Annotated in this window: 15 protein-coding genes; 10 read left to right on the plus strand and 5 right to left on the minus strand. The window is 61.1% G+C overall.

Annotated features, from left to right (window positions below):
- Window positions 1-68 precede the first annotated feature (68 nt).
- From G6N74_RS04105 to mprF, 3 genes are all read left to right on the plus strand, one after another.
- A complete protein-coding gene (locus G6N74_RS04105; protein ID WP_312857830.1) occupies window positions 69-1430 on the plus strand; it encodes a virulence factor family protein in 1362 nt (453 codons plus the stop codon).
- A gap of 329 nt (window positions 1431-1759) precedes the next feature.
- Window positions 1760-3310 carry a DegQ family serine endoprotease gene (locus G6N74_RS04110; RefSeq protein WP_165114711.1) on the plus strand — a complete coding sequence of 517 codons (1551 nt, stop codon included), beginning with the start codon at window positions 1760-1762 and terminating at the stop codon, window positions 3308-3310.
- 178 nt (window positions 3311-3488) lie between these two features.
- Window positions 3489-6125: a bifunctional lysylphosphatidylglycerol flippase/synthetase MprF gene (gene mprF, locus G6N74_RS04115; RefSeq protein WP_165114713.1), complete on the plus strand. Its 2637-nt coding sequence runs from the start codon at window positions 3489-3491 to the stop codon at window positions 6123-6125.
- Between the two features lie 59 nt (window positions 6126-6184).
- Here the strand turns inward: mprF and G6N74_RS04120 are convergent, their stop codons facing one another.
- Together G6N74_RS04120 and ocd are read right to left on the minus strand one after the other, a co-directional pair.
- Window positions 6185-6820, minus strand: a complete 636-nt coding sequence (locus G6N74_RS04120; RefSeq protein ID WP_165114715.1) for a DedA family protein — start codon at window positions 6818-6820, stop codon at window positions 6185-6187.
- A 102-nt stretch (window positions 6821-6922) separates the two neighbouring features.
- Entirely contained in the window at window positions 6923-7975 is a 1053-nt protein-coding gene (ocd, locus tag G6N74_RS04125) for an ornithine cyclodeaminase (protein WP_312857831.1), read from the minus strand.
- A gap of 261 nt (window positions 7976-8236) precedes the next feature.
- On the opposite strand from ocd, the gene G6N74_RS04130 reads away from it, so the two are divergent.
- Window positions 8237-8548 carry a YMGG-like glycine zipper-containing protein gene (locus G6N74_RS04130; protein ID WP_165114717.1) on the plus strand — a complete coding sequence of 104 codons (312 nt, stop codon included), beginning with the start codon at window positions 8237-8239 and terminating at the stop codon, window positions 8546-8548.
- A 102-nt stretch (window positions 8549-8650) separates the two neighbouring features.
- Here G6N74_RS04130 and G6N74_RS04135 read toward each other — a convergent pair whose 3' ends face one another.
- Entirely contained in the window at window positions 8651-9040 is a 390-nt protein-coding gene (locus G6N74_RS04135; RefSeq protein ID WP_091914175.1) for a DUF930 domain-containing protein, read from the minus strand.
- 110 nt (window positions 9041-9150) lie between these two features.
- Here G6N74_RS04135 and G6N74_RS04140 point away from each other — a divergent pair, with 110 nt between their 5' ends.
- Window positions 9151-9417: a PepSY domain-containing protein gene (locus G6N74_RS04140; RefSeq protein WP_165114719.1), complete on the plus strand. Its 267-nt coding sequence runs from the start codon at window positions 9151-9153 to the stop codon at window positions 9415-9417.
- Between the two features lie 50 nt (window positions 9418-9467).
- On the opposite strand, the gene G6N74_RS04145 is transcribed toward G6N74_RS04140, so the two are convergent.
- Entirely contained in the window at window positions 9468-9728 is a 261-nt protein-coding gene (locus G6N74_RS04145; RefSeq protein WP_165114721.1) for a helix-turn-helix domain-containing protein, read from the minus strand.
- A 558-nt stretch (window positions 9729-10286) separates the two neighbouring features.
- On the opposite strand from G6N74_RS04145, the gene G6N74_RS04150 reads away from it, so the two are divergent.
- The 4 genes from G6N74_RS04150 to G6N74_RS04165 all read left to right on the plus strand — a co-directional run bounded on the left by G6N74_RS04150 (window position 10287) and on the right by G6N74_RS04165 (window position 15004).
- Window positions 10287-10655 (plus strand): hypothetical protein, encoded by a 369-nt coding sequence (locus G6N74_RS04150; RefSeq protein WP_165114723.1) that lies wholly within the window; start codon window positions 10287-10289, stop codon window positions 10653-10655.
- Window positions 10656-10989: 334 nt separating this feature from the next.
- Window positions 10990-12024: an extracellular solute-binding protein gene (locus G6N74_RS04155; protein ID WP_165114725.1), complete on the plus strand. Its 1035-nt coding sequence runs from the start codon at window positions 10990-10992 to the stop codon at window positions 12022-12024.
- A 55-nt stretch (window positions 12025-12079) separates the two neighbouring features.
- Window positions 12080-13024: an alpha/beta hydrolase gene (locus G6N74_RS04160; RefSeq protein ID WP_165114727.1), complete on the plus strand. Its 945-nt coding sequence runs from the start codon at window positions 12080-12082 to the stop codon at window positions 13022-13024.
- A gap of 9 nt (window positions 13025-13033) precedes the next feature.
- Window positions 13034-15004 (plus strand): MOSC N-terminal beta barrel domain-containing protein, encoded by a 1971-nt coding sequence (locus tag G6N74_RS04165; RefSeq protein WP_165114729.1) that lies wholly within the window; start codon window positions 13034-13036, stop codon window positions 15002-15004.
- Window positions 15005-15027: 23 nt separating this feature from the next.
- Here G6N74_RS04165 and G6N74_RS04170 read toward each other — a convergent pair whose 3' ends face one another.
- On the minus strand, window positions 15028-15726 hold the full coding sequence (locus G6N74_RS04170) for a GntR family transcriptional regulator (RefSeq protein ID WP_165114731.1): 699 nt from the start codon (window positions 15724-15726) through the stop codon (window positions 15028-15030).
- A gap of 386 nt (window positions 15727-16112) precedes the next feature.
- Here G6N74_RS04170 and G6N74_RS04175 point away from each other — a divergent pair, with 386 nt between their 5' ends.
- On the plus strand, window positions 16113-16358 hold the full coding sequence (locus tag G6N74_RS04175; protein ID WP_091914192.1) for a YMGG-like glycine zipper-containing protein: 246 nt from the start codon (window positions 16113-16115) through the stop codon (window positions 16356-16358).
- The last annotated feature ends 43 nt before the right edge of the window (window positions 16359-16401 follow it).

Genomic DNA, 16401 nt, shown 5'->3' on the forward strand with positions numbered 1-16401 from the left:
AGGTGCCCGCGCTGTACTCCGGAACGTGTTTCGGAGGTGGGGAACAGCGGACATCCAAGGGTTTTGACGTGAAGCGGCTTGTCGGGTTTTCTCTGATCTCTCTTTGCCTTGTGGCTATCGCAGGGTCGGCCCCGGCTGACCAGTTCGACAGCGGGCTCATCCCGTCGCCGCATATCCTGATGCCGGATGGAGCGCCGAGCAGCACCGTCTTCCTGTTTTCCGACAAGCAGGGTTGGTCCGCAGCCGACGAAGATTTTTCAGCGCGATTGGCCGGCGACGGCGCGATCGTCGTCGGGGTCGATCTTCCGCAATATCTCCAATCGATAGCCAAGGTGCCGGACGATTGCGCCTATCTGGTTTCGGATATTGAGAACCTCAGCCAGCAGATGCAGCGCTCTGCCGGCTCCTCGAACTACAACCCACCCATCCTCGCCGGTGCAGGCGAAGGCGGTGGCCTTGTCATGGCAATTGCGGCGCAGACGCCTGCGGCCACGGTGGGGCACACGATAGCCGTCGATCCGACAGCCAGCATCCCGCTGGCCAAGACCTTGTGCAGCGGTGCGGCCCGCAAGGAAACGCCACAAGGCACGGTCTACGATCTGGAGAAGGGCGAGATGCCCAATCCGATCGATGTAACCTTCACGCCCCAGGCCGACGCTGACGGCCGCGCGCACATCGCGGATTTGCGCGGTCAGGGTTTCGACATCAAGATCAACGATGCGACCGCGCCGGCCCAGACAGCGCTTGAGAATTCGGTGACCGCCGTGCTCCAGTCGCAGGACGACACCAGCGATATTCCGCTGGTGGAACTGCCGGCCACGCCGACCCATGACACCATGGCAATCGTCTATTCCGGCGATGGCGGCTGGCGCGATCTCGACAAGTCCATCGGTGGGATACTTCAGGAAAAAGGCATCCCCACCATCGGGGTGGATTCGCTACGGTACTTCTGGTCCGAGCGCCCGGCCAAGGATGTGGCGGCGGACCTGAAGCAGATGATGGATAAATATACCGCGCTGTGGAAGGTCAAGCACGTTCTGCTGATCGGCTATTCTTTCGGCGCCGATGTCCTTCCCGCTACCTTCAACGTGCTGGATGAGGCGGACAGGCAGCGCGTAAGCCAGATTTCATTGCTCGGCTTTTCGCCCGACGCCTCGTTTGAGGTCTCGGTCGCCGGCTGGCTTGGCACTGCCGATTCCGACTCCGTCCCGACCTTGCCGGAACTCGGCAAGATCGATCCGAAGCTGATCCAGTGTTTCTACGGTGAAGATGAAGATGACACGGCATGCCCGAAGTTGGAGGGTGGCCCGGTCGAGGTCATCAAGACTACCGGCGGGCATCATTTCGACGGAGATTACGCCGGCCTCGCCGACAAGATCATAGATGGATTTGTGCGGCGTACAGGCATGGCCGCGAACACGACGCCATGATCAAAGGAAATAGAGAAGTATTTTAAAAATTCTGAAGATTACAAGAATTTAACAAAATAACTCTTCAAACTATGAACATCACGTCGCGTTGTATTTACGAGACGGCGATCTCTTATTGTGTTCTCGAAAATATGCGTAAGAATTAAATCTTCGTAATGTTCGCAAAAGCTCTAAATTGTGGCGGGATTGCTCCCTAAGTCTTTCGTATCGAATGCATCGGCAGCCGAATTCGGCGAGATCGGGATGCCAGATGGTCGATACGTCGAATAGACGATTCCAGCATGGAATACGCCACGGCGCTTGGATCAACTCTCGCAGGGACCACGAAAATGTCCTCCAATATTCTTCGCAGACACCGTGTCGCCGCTCTGCTTGGCGCCGCATTGATCATCACCCCCCTCGTGCTTTCACCTGTCCTGCGGGCAGGGGCAGCCGAAGCCGTCCAGCCGACGCCGGTCACCGGCATCATGGCGCCGTCGGGTTCGTTCGCACCCATCGTCAATGCCGACAAGCCGGCCGTGGTCACCATCATGACCAAGATGAAGGTCGACGCTTCCGCTTCGGATGACAGCGGCGACGGCCAGCAGCAGCCGTTCAGCGGCAACTCGCCCTTTGACCAGTATTTCCGTCAGTTCTTCGGCGATCAGGGCATGCCGCAGCAGCAGATGAGGCCGCACCGGCCCGACAGCGGTGGCCAGGAGGCCGAGGCTCTGGGTTCCGGCTTCATCATCGCCTCGGACGGCACCATCGTGACCAACAACCACGTCGTCGACGGCGCTACCGAGATCAAGGTGGTGCTCGACGACGGCACCGAATTGCCGGCCACCCTCGTCGGCCGCGACGCCAAGAGCGATCTGGCGGTGGTCAAGGTCAAGTTCGACAAGCCGCTGCCGACCGTCAAGTGGGGCGATTCCGACAAGCTTTCGCTGGGTGACCAGGTGCTGGCGATTGGCAATCCGTTCGGCATCGGCACGACCGTCACCGCAGGCATCGTCTCGGCCCGTGGCCGCGACCTGCACAGCGGACCTTATGACGACTTCATCCAGGTCGACGCTGCCATCAACCACGGCAATTCCGGCGGACCGCTGGTTGCCATGGATGGCTCGGTCGTCGGCATCAACTCGGCCATCTATTCGCCCAACGGCGGCAGCGTCGGCGTTGGCTTTGCCATCCCGTCCGATCAGGCCCAGTCCGTCGTCGCCAAGCTGATCAAGAGCGGCTCGATCGAGCACGGCTATATCGGCGTGCAGATCCAGCCAGTGACCGCCGACGTCGCCAATGCGATCGGCCTCGATCATCCGACGGGTGCGCTTATCGCGCATGTCAGCGACGATTCGCCTGCTGCGGCCGCCGGCCTGAAGACGGGTGACATCGTCACCGCGCTGGGTGGCCGCGACATCAAGGATCCGAAGGATCTTTCCCGCGCCGTGGCGGATGTTTCGCCCGGCACCAAGGAAGACCTGACGGTCTGGCGCAAGGGCTCGAGCGTCAATGTGCCGATCACCGTCGGGCAGAACGGCGACGAGCAGAAGACGGCGTCCGCCGACAGCACGCCGGACCAGTCGTCCGGCCGCAATTCCGTGCCGTCGCTCGGACTGGCTCTGACCGACATCACGCCGCAGGCCCGGCAGGCGCTGAACCTGTCGAATGGCGAGCAGGGCGCACTGGTGGCGCGGGTCAACCCGGACAAGGCTGGTGCCGAGCAGGGTATCCGCGAGGGCGACCTGATCGTCTCGGTCAACCAGACGCCGGTGAAGAACGCCAGGGAGGCGAGCCGCGCTGTTGCCGAAGCCGGCAAGGCCGGCAAGAAGTCGGTGCTGCTGCTCGTCGAGCGCGGCGACACGCAGACCTTCATCGCAGTGCCTTTCGATCACGCCTGATCGTTATTCGCCTCAACAAACCGTCCGGGCGCATGTCCGGGCGGTTTTTGTTTGGGTGCTGCCTGAAATTCGACACTGTCATACGAAAATCGACTACCATTCTCGGCCCGAACTGGCCGATTTCGGAGACTGACATGACCCTGTTTGGAAAGCCCTGCCGGGAGGCCAGCGTTAGCTGATGGACCAGCGCGTCATTGAAGAACGCAGCCCGCGCTGGCGGCTGAGTGCGTATTTCGGTTCCGCTGCCGCCGTGGCGGTGACGGTCGGCGCATTGTGGCTTTTCCATCAGATGACCGCCGGGCTGCGCCTCGACGACATCAAGGCGGCCATAAGCGCCATGCCGGGAACCAGCATAGCGGTGGCGCTTCTGGCAACCGCCATCAGCTATTGCGCGCTCGCCACCTACGACATCGTCGCCTGCCGCATCGTAGCGCCCGGCAAGGTGCCATGGCACAGCGCCGCCCTTTCCGGCATGAGCGGTTACGCCTTCTCGAATTTCCTCGGTTTCCATCTCTTCACCGGTGGCGCGGTCCGCTTCCGCACCTATTCGCGCAGCGGGCTCGATGCGGGCGAGATCAGCCAGGTCGTGCTGCTGACCTGGATGGGCCTATGGCTGGCTTTCACGGCACTTGTCGGCCTGGCGCTGGTGATCGACCCCGACGGCGTGCCGGTCATGAAGATGCTCTATCCGGCGGCCGATCGCCTTGTCGGACTGGCGTTGCTGGGTGCATTGGTCGCGCTCTATTTCATTGCCGGTCCGCAGGGGCGCGAGATCAGGTTCTTCGAATGGCGCTTTCCCCTGCCGCGCCGAAGCATGGTGCTGGTGCAACTGCTTGTCGGCATCATCGATCTCATGGCGTCTGCCGCCGTGCTTTACGTGCTTCTGCCGGCCGATGCACAGTCGGGACCGGCGCTCTTCCTGACGGTGTATATGAGCGCTGTCATCCTCGGTTCGATCAGCCACGTTCCCGGCGGCATCGGCGTGTTCGAGGCGACGCTTATCGCCGGTCTTGGCCTGCAGGGCAGGGCGGACATTTTGGCCTCGCTGCTTGCCTACCGGCTTATCTATTATTTCCTGCCGTTCTTCATCGCGGTGGTGGTGCTTGCGGCAATCGAGGCCGGCATCATCCGCGGCAAGCTTGCCGCCCGTTTCGTCGGTTCGGCCAAGGCGATAAAGGCGATCGTGCCGCCGGTGGCAGCAGCAGTCGTCTTCATCTCGGGCGTGGTGCTGCTCTTTTCCGGCGCCACCCCCGGCGTGCCGGACCGGCTCGATATGCTGGAAGGATGGCTGCCGCTGACGGTGGTGGAATCGTCGCACTTCCTCGGCAGCCTCACCGGCCTTGCGCTGCTGGTGATCGCACATGGCCTGCAGCGCCGGCTGTTCTCGGCCTGGGCGGCGGCGGTGGCGGTGCTGCTTGCCGGCGTCGTGTTTTCACTGATCAAGGGCCTCGATTGGGAGGAGGCGACGACGCTGGCCTTCTCGGCGCTGTTCCTGCTGCTGTCGCGGCAGGCATTCTACCGCCGCTCGCCGCAGCGCTTCGGCCGCATCTCCTGGCACTGGTTGGCGCTGGTGGTGCTGACCCTTGTCGCCACCACATGGCTCGGCTTCTTCTCCTACAGCCACGTCGAGTACTCCAACGAACTGTTCTGGGAGTTCGCATGGGAAGGCGAGGCGCCGCGCTTCCTGCGCGCGACGGTGGGTCTCGTGGTTGCCATGGTGGCGCTCGGCGTTGCCGTGGCTATAAATCGGCCTCCCGTCCGCTCCCGGCGGTTGACGCAGAAGGAACCGGAAGCGATCGAAGCCGTGATCGCCACCTCGCACGATACACAGACCAACATCGCCCTGCTCGGCGACAAGGAGTTCCTGTGGTCGCCGGACCGAAAGGCGTTCCTGATGTATGCGCGGGCAGGGCGTTCGCTGGTTGCCATGGGCGATCCGGTGGGCGACCCCGAACAGGCCGAGGATCTGGTCTGGCAACTCCGCGACATGGCCGATCGTGAGGCAGGCCGCGCCGTGTTCTACGGTGTTCACCCCGACAATTTGCCGCTCTATCTCGACATGGGCTATGCGCTTCTGAAACTCGGCGAGGTGGCGCGGGTCGATCTCACCCGTTTCACGCTGGAAGGCGGCAAGAACCAGGATTTCCGCTACGCCGACCGCCGCGCCGCCAAGGAGGGGCTGGTCTTCGAAATCGTACCAAGGGCGGACGTGCCGGCCATCATGGACGAACTGCGGCAGGTCTCAGACATCTGGCTTGCCGAGAAGAGCGGCGGCGAGAAGAGCTTTTCGCTGGGCTACTTCGACCCGGACTATCTCTCGCATTTCGACTGCGCGGTGATGCGTCACGAGGGCCACATCGTTGCCTTCGCCAATATCTGGCGCAGCGGCGGCATGAACGAAATGTCCGTCGACCTTATGCGCTACCGTCCTGGCGTCTCGAAGATCCTCATGGACGCGCTGTTCGTGCGTATCCTGCTCTATGCGCAGTCGGAAGGATATCGCTGGTTCAATCTCGGCGCGGCACCCCTGTCTGGGCTTTCCGATCATGCTCTGGCCTCGCGCTGGAACCGCATGGGAACGTTCCTGTTCCGCCACGGCGACGACTTCTACAATTTCGAGGGCCTGCGCTCTTTCAAGCAGAAGTTCTCACCGGTCTGGACGCCGCAATATCTGGCCTGCCCCGGCGGGCTCAACATTCCACAGGTGCTGCTCGACGTGAACGCGCTGATTTCCGGCGGTATCGGCAAGTTCATCGGCTCGGGCTCGCGCAAACCAAAGCGCCGGCCCAAGCCCAAGGTGGCGGAGCCGGCGTAACGCAATTCCAGGAAAAGTGTGTAGCGGTTTTCCGTCCGGAATTGCGCAAAACAAGGGTTTTAATCCGGCAAGGCGGCCCTGGCGCGTGCTTCCAGTTCCTTCTCGTGATGACGGAAGAACCGGATGCCGATGATTAGCCCGACGGCGACGACAAGCAGGAGCAGGAGGCTGACAGGACCGGCGACGGCCTTGATGCGTTCGCCGAAGAAATAGGCGCCGCCGCCGAAAAGCAGCGCCCAGCAGATGCCGCCGGCCGCATTCATGATCAGGAAATGCGGCCAGGCCATGCGGTTTGCGCCGGCCAGAACAGCGGCGAAGGCGCGCAGGAAAGCGACGAAGCGGCCGAAGAACACGATCTTTCCGCCATGCTTCAGGAACAGATACTGGCCGACCTTGAGCCGGCCTTCGTCCAGCCCGATATGGCCGCCATGCCTGGTGAGCAGCTTCAGACCGACGGAGCGGCCGATGAGGTAGCCGATATTGTCGCCGACGATGGCGGCGGCTGCAGCAACGCTCACAACGTGCAGAAGCTCTATGCGATGGGTTGCGCCGGCATAGAGAGCAGCCGAGACAAGCGCCGTTTCACCGGGCATCGGCACGCCCGTGCTCTCGAACATCACGACCGCGAAAAGCGCCCACAGCCCGTAGGTGTGGATCAGATGATGAAGCGTGTCCGGCGACAGGAGATCGAGCATACAGCCCTGTGAAATGCTTATGACGGGACTGACGGCATATGCCGCCTGTCAGGCATAGAACATCGCCATGCGGCAAAACCGCGTCAAGTGTCGACCGTATGGTCAGGCTGTTTCGGCCAGCCTTTCCCGTGCGGGTGCTGCACCCTTCATCAGCAGGCCGAACAGATCGCGCGGATCCTTCGGCTCGGCGATCAGGTCGATCTCGCTATAGAACTCGGTGCCCTGCACCAGATCGCGCAGGAACCGCAGCGTCGAAAAATCCTCGATGGCGAAACCGACGGAATCGAAAAGCGTGATCTGCTTGTCCGAGGATCGCCCGGTCTTTTGCCCGGTAATGACCTGCCAAAGCTCGGTGACGGGATAGTTCTTGTCGAGCTGCTGGATTTCACCCTCGATGCGGGTCTGAGGCGGGAACTCGACGAATATGTCGGACTTCAGCAGGATGTCGCGGTGCAGCTCGGTCTTGCCGGGGCAATCGCCGCCGACCGCGTTAAGGTGCACGCCCGCGCCGACCATGTTGTCGGACAGGATGGTCGCCAGTTTCTTGTCCGCTGTGGCCGTGGTGATGATGTCTGCACCGAGAACGGCTTCTTCCGCACTCGGCGCATGGGTGATGACGAAACCGGAATTTTCCAGATTGCGCGAGAACTTCGCTCCAGCTTCCGGGTCGATGTCGAAGACCTGGAGATGGCGGATGCCAAGGACGGTCTTGAACGCCGTTGCCTGGAATTCGGACTGTGCGCCAAGGCCGATCATAGCCATGGTGCGCGCGTCCTTGCGCGCTAGGTACTTGGCCGCCATGGCCGACGTTGCCGCCGTGCGCAGCGCCGTCGAAATCGTCATCTCGGACAGGAACTCGGGATAGCCGGTGTGCATGTTGGCGAGCACGCCGAATGCGGTCACCGTCTGAAGCCCGTGCAGCGGGTTTTCCGGGTGGCCGTTGACGAATTTGAAGGCGTAGAGATCGTGGTCGCTGGCCGGCATCAGCTCGATCACGCCATTGGGAGCGTGGGCTGCGATGCGGGGTGTCTTGTCGAAATCCTCCCAGCGCGAAAAGTCCTGTTCCAGATATTTCACCAGCTTCAGGAGAAGCGTCTCCAGCCCGACCGAAGCGACCAGATCCGCGATGTTTTTCGTGCCGACGAATTGAACCACAATCTACCCCAACCACCTATTCCGGCACGTCTGCCAGATGACCAAATTGGTAGACTAGCGGCGCTCCCGGCCAATCGATACGACACTTTCTTGTATAATCGCCAACCCGGTTGATCAATATCGCAGCGGTTTTGTCACTATCGACAATACCTCTAATTGGGCATTCCGCGCCGCCGACTCATTTTGGTGGGCACCGTGACGCTCTGAAATTCCTATGATAATTGTGCCGCTGAAGGGCTCATCGGCAACAGGAGAGGTTCGATGATTAAACGCTTGTCTTTGGCAGCGGTTTTGACGGTAACAGTGTTGACGCTGGCGGGGTGCAATACGCCGGAACAACGCGCACTCGGCGGCGGCGCGATCGGTGCCGGCGTCGGCGCACTTGCCGGCCAGGCTATCGGCGGCAACACCGGAAGCACGGTTGCCGGCGCACTTATCGGCGGCGTGGCAGGTGCAGCACTCGGTGCGGCGACAACGCCCGGCCGCTGCGTCTATCAGCAGTATGACCGCCGCGGCCGGCCGCTCTACGACCGCTATGGCAATGCGCGTACCTACGAGGCGCCCTGCAACTAATCCCCGGATTCAGGTTTGACCTGATCCACGGCCCGCCGCTCCCAAGGGAATGGCGGGCTTTTTGCGCCGTATTGCGTGATCGATAGAGATGCGATGCGGGCGCTATTGCCAGAGATTGTACTTCTGCCAATCAGCCTCGGCGATTGCGTCGCCGATCTGGTATTCGAACGACAGCACCTTCATGTGATCCGGGGCGGTCTTGCAGACATAGGCCAGCTTGTACCATTCGCCCTTGCTGCGAAACGCAGCCCCCGGGCTTTCGATGGCGTCGGTCAGCATGGTCGGCGTCGCCATTGCGTAGGCAACCACGCGATCGGGCTTGTAGTGAGAGCCGTCTTTGCCGATGCGGTCGAGCGCCTCGGCATCGCAACGCTGCTCGAGTCGCGTTTCGGGATCGAGCTTCAGCAGGCCGGCCTTGAGGGCGCCGTCGAGCGCCATGGCCGGTGAAGCGAGAACGACAACGGCGAGTGTCAGGAGACAGATTTTCCTCATGGTTACTCCTGCACCATAGGATCGAGCCTAAATCAAGGCATCAGCAGGAGCGTGGGAACGGAACGCGCGTTTTATCGTTTCCTCCGCGATCAGCCAGAAAGGGAGAGATCATGTCTCGCAAATTGTTCCTTGCCGCATTGCTCGCAGGAGGCCTGATGAGCGCTCCGGTCCTGGCTCAGACAGCCGCGCCCGCCACGCCGCCCGACAACGGAAAGAAGCTGTCGGAGATCATCGCCAAGATCGAACAGAGGGACCAGTTCCGCTATGTCGGGGAGATCGACTGGGACGAGGAAGGCTATTACGAGATCACCTACTATACGACCGACAAGGCCAAGGTCGAAATAAAGATCGACCCGGCCACAGGCGAACCGAAATAGACAAAGCCGACCGGCTTGCGACCTTGGCGCATCGGTAGGCCGAAAGCATACTAGACGGCTTCGAGCGGGCTGCTTTCAGGTCTGCTGACCGGTTTGAAGGTCGCCCTTGCAATCGGGGGCGTCTTGTTGCCCTGCGCCAGGCTTATGCCCTCTGCATATGCCCGCGTGCGTACTGCCCCAACGGAGCGGTTGAACCGCCTTGCGATTGCGGTAACGCTTGCCTGGCTTCTGGCCATGCGCCGCAACTGGGCGATGTCCTCGGGCGTCCAATGCTTGTATCGTCCTGAATACTGGCTCTCGTAACTGTTCACGGCACACCTCTGCTCTGTACGAAATACGTTCCAGAGCCCAGGCCGGATGAACTGCCCGTCACCGGGCCCACGTACATCTGAGCGATTTGACAACCGGCACTCACTGCCATCGTCATCCATCACTATGGCTCTTTTTCCTTTCGATTGCACCACCCATACGGGTGGACTGAAGAAAAAGTGAAGATAAGGATAACGATCAACAGGATGATGACTTGCCTGAATTCGCTTCGGTGCCGGTTTAAGACAAGCTTTACCATGATCATCCATCGTCCTCCGACGGAATACCGCCCCGCCCGGTAGAAGGGTGGTTCAGGCAACGAAATTGGCCCGCCGTTCCCAAGGGAATGGCGGGCTTTTTATGTTTCGCGGCTGGCCGAGAAAGCCAAAGTTATGTTGCTCCAAGTGACCATGGTTGAGATCAAAAAAGAGGCTGCTCCCATTTCCGTTACCGGATGCTGCTCTAGGTAACGAAGTGGTGATCAACTACATCTGCCTCAGCGCCACGACAGATGGTATTCGGCTTAATGTGGAACAGAACGTTCGTTCCGGGGGAATTCGTTGAACGCTTATTTCGTCCGCATCGCAGCGGACAAACAAGTTGTGGGTCTCTTCGTTGCACCGTCAGTTTCGATGCTGGCGGCGCTCGTGGACGAGTGTGTCGATCCGAACGAGTGCGAATTCGCACCGGCGCGGATGGGCGGCATCATGGTTGCAGGCAAGGCAACCGCGACCTGGCCATTGACGGACACCGCCGACGAGGATGCCGGCCAGTATGAGAATCCGACCGGCATCGAGGGCAGTGTTCTTTCCCAGCAATGGGAAGATGACCTTCGTTACGTTCCGGCTGCCCTGGAATGGAAGCCGCTCGCACCGGAAGCCGGCGTGCTGACGAAAGCGAAGCTGGCTTCGAAAAGCCACGGCAAATAAAGCAGGTCGCCGGCACACGCCGGCAGCTTCCTTCGGCGTTTCGTGCTGAAATCCTTGATTTGTTGCGGAGCCGAATTGGCCGTAGCCGGCATGTCGGTGGCGGCTCTCAGGCGTCGTTTCCTGCCATTCATCGCGTCGAGGCGGTTGAAAAATAATGCGATCGCAGATCGCACTATTGTATAGCGATGAGATCGCAATATAGTGCGGTTCGGCCGGCGTTGGAGGGTTGGCGCGAACGCTGCCGGAAAACAGCGTTTCAGGCAAAAGCCGTCCGCCCGGGGTTGAGCGGCGGCTAAGCGCGGTCGCAATCGGGCAATCAAACTGGGAGCATGACATGAACTGGAAGACGACGGCGACGGCTGTAGGCCTCGCTTGGCTGGCGACGACGGGCCTCGCCCGCGCCGAGGGCGAGCTGAACATCTACAACTGGGGCAACTACACCAGCCCGGAGATGATCAAGAAGTTCGAGGACGCCTACAAGGTCAAGGTCACCGTAACCGATTACGATTCCAACGACACCGCGCTCGCCAAGATCCGCCAGGGCGGCCACGGCTTCGACATGGTTGTCCCTTCCGCCTCGGTGGTGAAAGTGTGGATCGACGAGGGCCTGGTTCTCGAAAGCCGTCCTGATCAGATGGAGAATTTCAAAAATGTCGATCCCCGCTGGGTCGACGTGCCGTTCGATCCGGGCCGCCATTACTCGGTGCCGTGGCAGTGGGGCACGACCGGCGTTACTGTTAACAACTCGGTCTATTCTGGCGATCCGAACACCTCGGCGATCTTCATGGACCCGCCCGCCGAACTCGTCGGCAAGGTCAATGTCGTGCCCGAGATGTCCGATGTCATGTATCTGGCCATCGCCTATGTCGGAGGCGAGCCCTGCACCGGCGACAAGGAAGTGCTGAAGAAGGTGCGTGACATGCTGGTGGCAGCCAAGCCGAAATGGCTGTCGATGGATTTCGGCAACATCGAGAAATACATCAAGGGTGATATTTCGGCCGGTGTAAACTGGAACGGCGCCTCCTTCCGCTCGCGGCTGAAGAACGACAAGATCGTCTATGGTTATCCGAAGGAAGGCTATCCGATCTGGATGGACAATCTGATGATCATCAAGGACGCCAAGAACACCGAAAACGCCAAGCTGTTCATGAACTTCGTGATGGACCCGGAGAATGCCGCGATGCTTTCGAGCTTTGCCCGCTACGCCAACGGCATCAAGGGTTCGGAAGCCTTCCTGCCTGAAGACATGAAGGATGCGCCCGAGGTCAATATCCCGGCCGAATTTGCCGCGCACGGCAATTTCAACCTCGCCTGCGCGCCGGATGTGCAGGCGCTCTACACCCGGATCTGGACCGATCTCCTGAAGTGATATCGACGCGCCGCCCGGTTCGCCGGGCGGCGGCGTCCTAAACAAGAGGTGTTGCATGGCGCTCGATCCGGAAATCAAGGCGATGCTCGACCGGCTCGCGGCCGAGCAGGCTTCGTCGCAGCAAAAGGTCACGCTGCAAAGCGCGCGCCGCGACTATCGCGCGCAATACCGCGAAATGAGCCGTGCGCCCGAAGGTGACGTGTCCGAAACCACGATGCGGCTGCCGGGCGGCCATGCCGATGCGTCCCTTCGCATATACACGCCTGCCGGCCTTGCCAGCCCCGCGCCGGTGATCCTCTATCTGCATGGCGGCGGCTTCGTGCTTGGCGACGCCGACACCTATGCGCCGCAATCGGCCCGCATTGCGCTCGAATGCGGCGCGGTGGTCGCCTTTCTGGAATATCGACTCGCGCCGGAGCACCCGTTTCCCTCGGCTCTTGAAGACACGCTGCTCGCGGTGAACTGGATTGCCGGCAACGCCGCGTCGATCGGCGGCGACCCAAGCCGTTTCGCGCTGATGGGCGACAGCGCTGGCGCCAACCTGTCGATCGCCGCCATGTTGAAGGATCGCGGGCCGTTCAAGGGTGCGTGCCTGCTCTACCCGCTGGTCGATGCGCGGCCATATCTCGGCCTTGCGCCGAAATCGGCGTCGGACGAGGCTTTCGCCACTGGCCATTATCTGGAATTCGCCGAGACCGAGTATTTCGCCAGGGCCTATCTGCCGGATCACGCTCTGGCGTCCGATCCCCGGGTTTCTCCCGTGCTGGCCGCAGATTTGGGCGGGCTGCCGCCGATCCTGTTCTACTGCGCCGAAAACGACATCCTGCGCGATCAGGGCCGCGCATTCGCTGAACAATTGAAAGCTGCCGGCAATGATGTGAAATACCGCTGCTTCGACGAACTCATTCACAATTTCATGCAGCATTCCGGCATTTCGAAGCGCTCCGATACGGCCTTCCTGGAAGTATGCCGTGCCATGAAACAGATGCTTGCGGCATAGCGTATCGAAATGACCGCTGTGCCTTTTCGTGTCGAAAGCCTGCATATCTATCCGCTGAAGTCCGGGGCCGGCCTTTCGGTCGAAACCGCGCGGCTTGAGCCGGAAGGGCTCGTCGGCGACCGGCGCATGATGGTCGTGGACGAAGAGGGAAACTGCATCACCGCCCGCAAGACTTCGAAGCTGATGCAGGTGCGCACGCATCTGGATGGTGACGAGGTGGTGCTGACTGCGCCCGGCATGCCGGTGCTGGCCTTTGCGCGCGACACGCTGCACCGAACCGATACGGTGACGATCTGGGGTGACAGCGTGATTGCGCTCGACGCAGGCGATGCCGCTTCGCAATGGCTGCAGGATTTTCTCGGCAGGCCATGCCGCCTTGTGGTGAAGGGCGGCCAGACACGTCGCCCCCTCGGGTTGGGCGGCGGCGGCACCGTCAGCTTTGCCGATACCGCGCCGCTGCTTCTGACCAATGCGGCATCGCTTGCCAACATGAACCGCTTCCTCGAAACCGAGGCTGAAATGCAGCGTTTCCGGCCCAATCTGGTCGTCAGCGGGCCGGATGCCTATGCGGAAGACAGCTGGGCGACAGTGCGCATCGGCGAGATCGAGTTCGAGGTGGCGGGCGCTTGCGACCGCTGCGTCATGATCACGCTAGACCCGCGCACGGGTGAGGGCCGGCCGGATCACGAGCCCCTTGCCCTGCTGGGCAAGCAGCGGCGCGGCGAGGACGGTAAGGCCTATTTCGGCCAGTTCCTGATTCCGCGGACGATGGGAAGATTGACAGTCGGCGACCCTGTCGAAGTGCTTGCGCGCAAAGTCCCGATCACCATCCTGCCGGGTTCTGCGGTGCCCGTCACGCGGCTGCCTTTGACTACCGGCGCGACCGGTGGCGCCTCGAATGCCCGTGGGCGCGAAAGGCTGCTTCGCTGCGTTGCCGTTATCGACGAAACGCATGATTTCCGCACCTTCCGTTTCCAGCTGGAACCGGGCGAGGCCATCGACTACAAGCCCGGCCAGTTCATCACGCTGCTGCTCGACATCGACGGGCAGACGGTGCGGCGCAACTATACGATCTCGTCCTCGCCGTCGCGTCCGCACCATGTTTCGGTGACGGTCAAGCGGGTCGAAGGCGGTCGCATTTCGAACTGGCTGCATGACACGCTGAAGCCGGGGGACACGCTCCGCTCGCTCGGCCCCAATGGCCGCTTCCATCTCGCCACCGCCGGTTCCGTCGAGCGCCTGCTGCTGCTGTCGGCCGGCAGCGGCATCACGCCGATGATGTCGATGCTGCGCTTCATCGCCGATGCCAACCTGCCGCTCGATATCCATTTCCACCACAGTGCGCGCAATGCGGAAGACGTTTCCTTCCTGCACGAACTGGCGCTGCTGCGCCGGCAGATGGGTGGGCGGCTGCGGCTGTCCTGGAATCTCACCGGCGTCGACGCCGCGCAGGAAATGCTTGCGTCCACCCGCTTCGGAGAAGATAGCCGGCCCAATGTCTTGAGCGGACGGCTCGATGAAGGCGTGCTGCGCGCCGCCTGTCCCGATCTTGCCGAACGCCTCGTCTTCTGCTGCGGCCCCGACGGCTTTCGCAGCAAGGCCCGGCAGATCTATGAGGACTGGCAGCCCACACCGAAACACCCGTTTCTGGAGGAAACCTTCGGCCCGGATCGCTCGGCTGCACCGGAAGCCGAGATAGGCACCTACACGGTATCTTTCCTGAAAAGCGGCAAGTCGGTGGAAGGCGAAGGGGCCGTCACAGTGCTCGAACTCGCCCGCAAGGCTGGCGTCGAACTGCCTGCCGATTGCGAGGCGGGCATCTGCGGCACCTGCCGCTGCAAAGTCGTTTCGGGCGAATGGCGCATCGCGCCTAACGCCGCCGATCCCGAACGTGCGGCACTTTCCGACGAAGAAAAACAGTCAGGCTACATCCTGGCCTGCTCCACCAACCCGGTCGGCGCCGTCGAGCTGGATATCTGACGAGAACGGTTTTCCCGTTGCCTTCAGCTGCGTGCGTCGGGGAATTTGACGTGTTTCAGAAGATGCGTCGCGCCGTCGTTTATGTCGCGCGTGATTGCAGCGCGCGCCCGCGCGCCATCATGTTCCTCGATCGCAGCCACTGCTTCTTCATGGTAGTCGATGTCGAGAATGGCGGCGAGATTGTTCTCGAACCCTGTCGTCAGGTTCCGCAGAAACGGACCTACCTGCATCCATACGGTTTCGATCAGGAAGATCATTTGCTCGTTGCCGCAATGGCGGTAGATGGAGAACTTGAAATTGTAGTTCTTCCGCAGATAGTCGTCGATGTCGCCCTTGCGCGCCGCCTCGGTGAGTTCGGTGCAATGGCGGCGGACCGTGCGCAGGTTGTTTCCGTTGATTCGCTGCGCGGCAAGTTCGGTTGCCGAGCCTTCCAGGATCATCCGCACGGCGGTCAGTTCCGAGAACCGGTCGGCGGAAATCATCGGCACTTCCATGCTGCCGTTCGGCATCGGGCTCAGCGCCCGCAGCGCCTGCAGGCGCATGAAGGCACTGCGCACCGGCATGTCGCTGGTGCCGAGCTCCTTGGCGACCTTGCGCGACGTCAGCTTCTGGCCGGGTGCGAACTGGCCGGACATCAGCGCCCGCACGAGTTCCAGATAGACCTTCTCGTGCAGGGGAACGGTGTCGACTGCAGTCAGTCCGAATTGGGTTTTATCGGCCATTGGCGGTGTGCTGCTTCATGCGTCCTGAAAACTACGCAGATGGCTTTATCTGCCGCTATGAAAATAAAGGTGCTGAACAATACCTGACTGCGGAAGTCAGCGATTTTTCAAGTAGATAATAGACTCTTGATCCGCAAAGCCGCAAGCGGCGATGTCACGTTATCTACGGTTGTTCGCAGGCAGCGCGGCATGAAATTCCGCCTATATTTTCCTGTCGGTAGATCGTAGTTCTCGAACCATCGGCTGCGAGCGTCGTGATTTCCCACTAGCGGTTACACCTGGCAACAATATTTTATCCAACTTTCGAGGCCCTTGACGCGTTGTCCCATTTCTTATGCTAATGGGCTGCCTGATCACTCGTGATCACCAAGTGAGGAATTCGATCCATGCGTAAAATGATCATTGCACTGGCCGCTGTCGTTGCACTGAGCGGCTGTACCTCAACCGAACGGGATGTCGGTATAGGTGCGGGTGCCGGTGCCATCATCGGTGGTATTGCAGGCGGCGGCAGGGGCGCGTTGATTGGCGCCGGTGCCGGTGCACTCGGCGGCCTTCTGGTGCGCAATCTGCGCAACGGCTACTGCCAGTATCGCGACCGTCACGGCCGCATCTACACGGCGCGCTGCCGCTAATCGGTCAGCAAACACCGAAGATTGCGAGGTTTTCGCGGTCTAG

Source organism: Mesorhizobium zhangyense, from assembly GCF_011045115.1.
Classification (GTDB): Bacteria; Pseudomonadota; Alphaproteobacteria; order Rhizobiales; family Rhizobiaceae; genus Mesorhizobium_M; species Mesorhizobium_M zhangyense.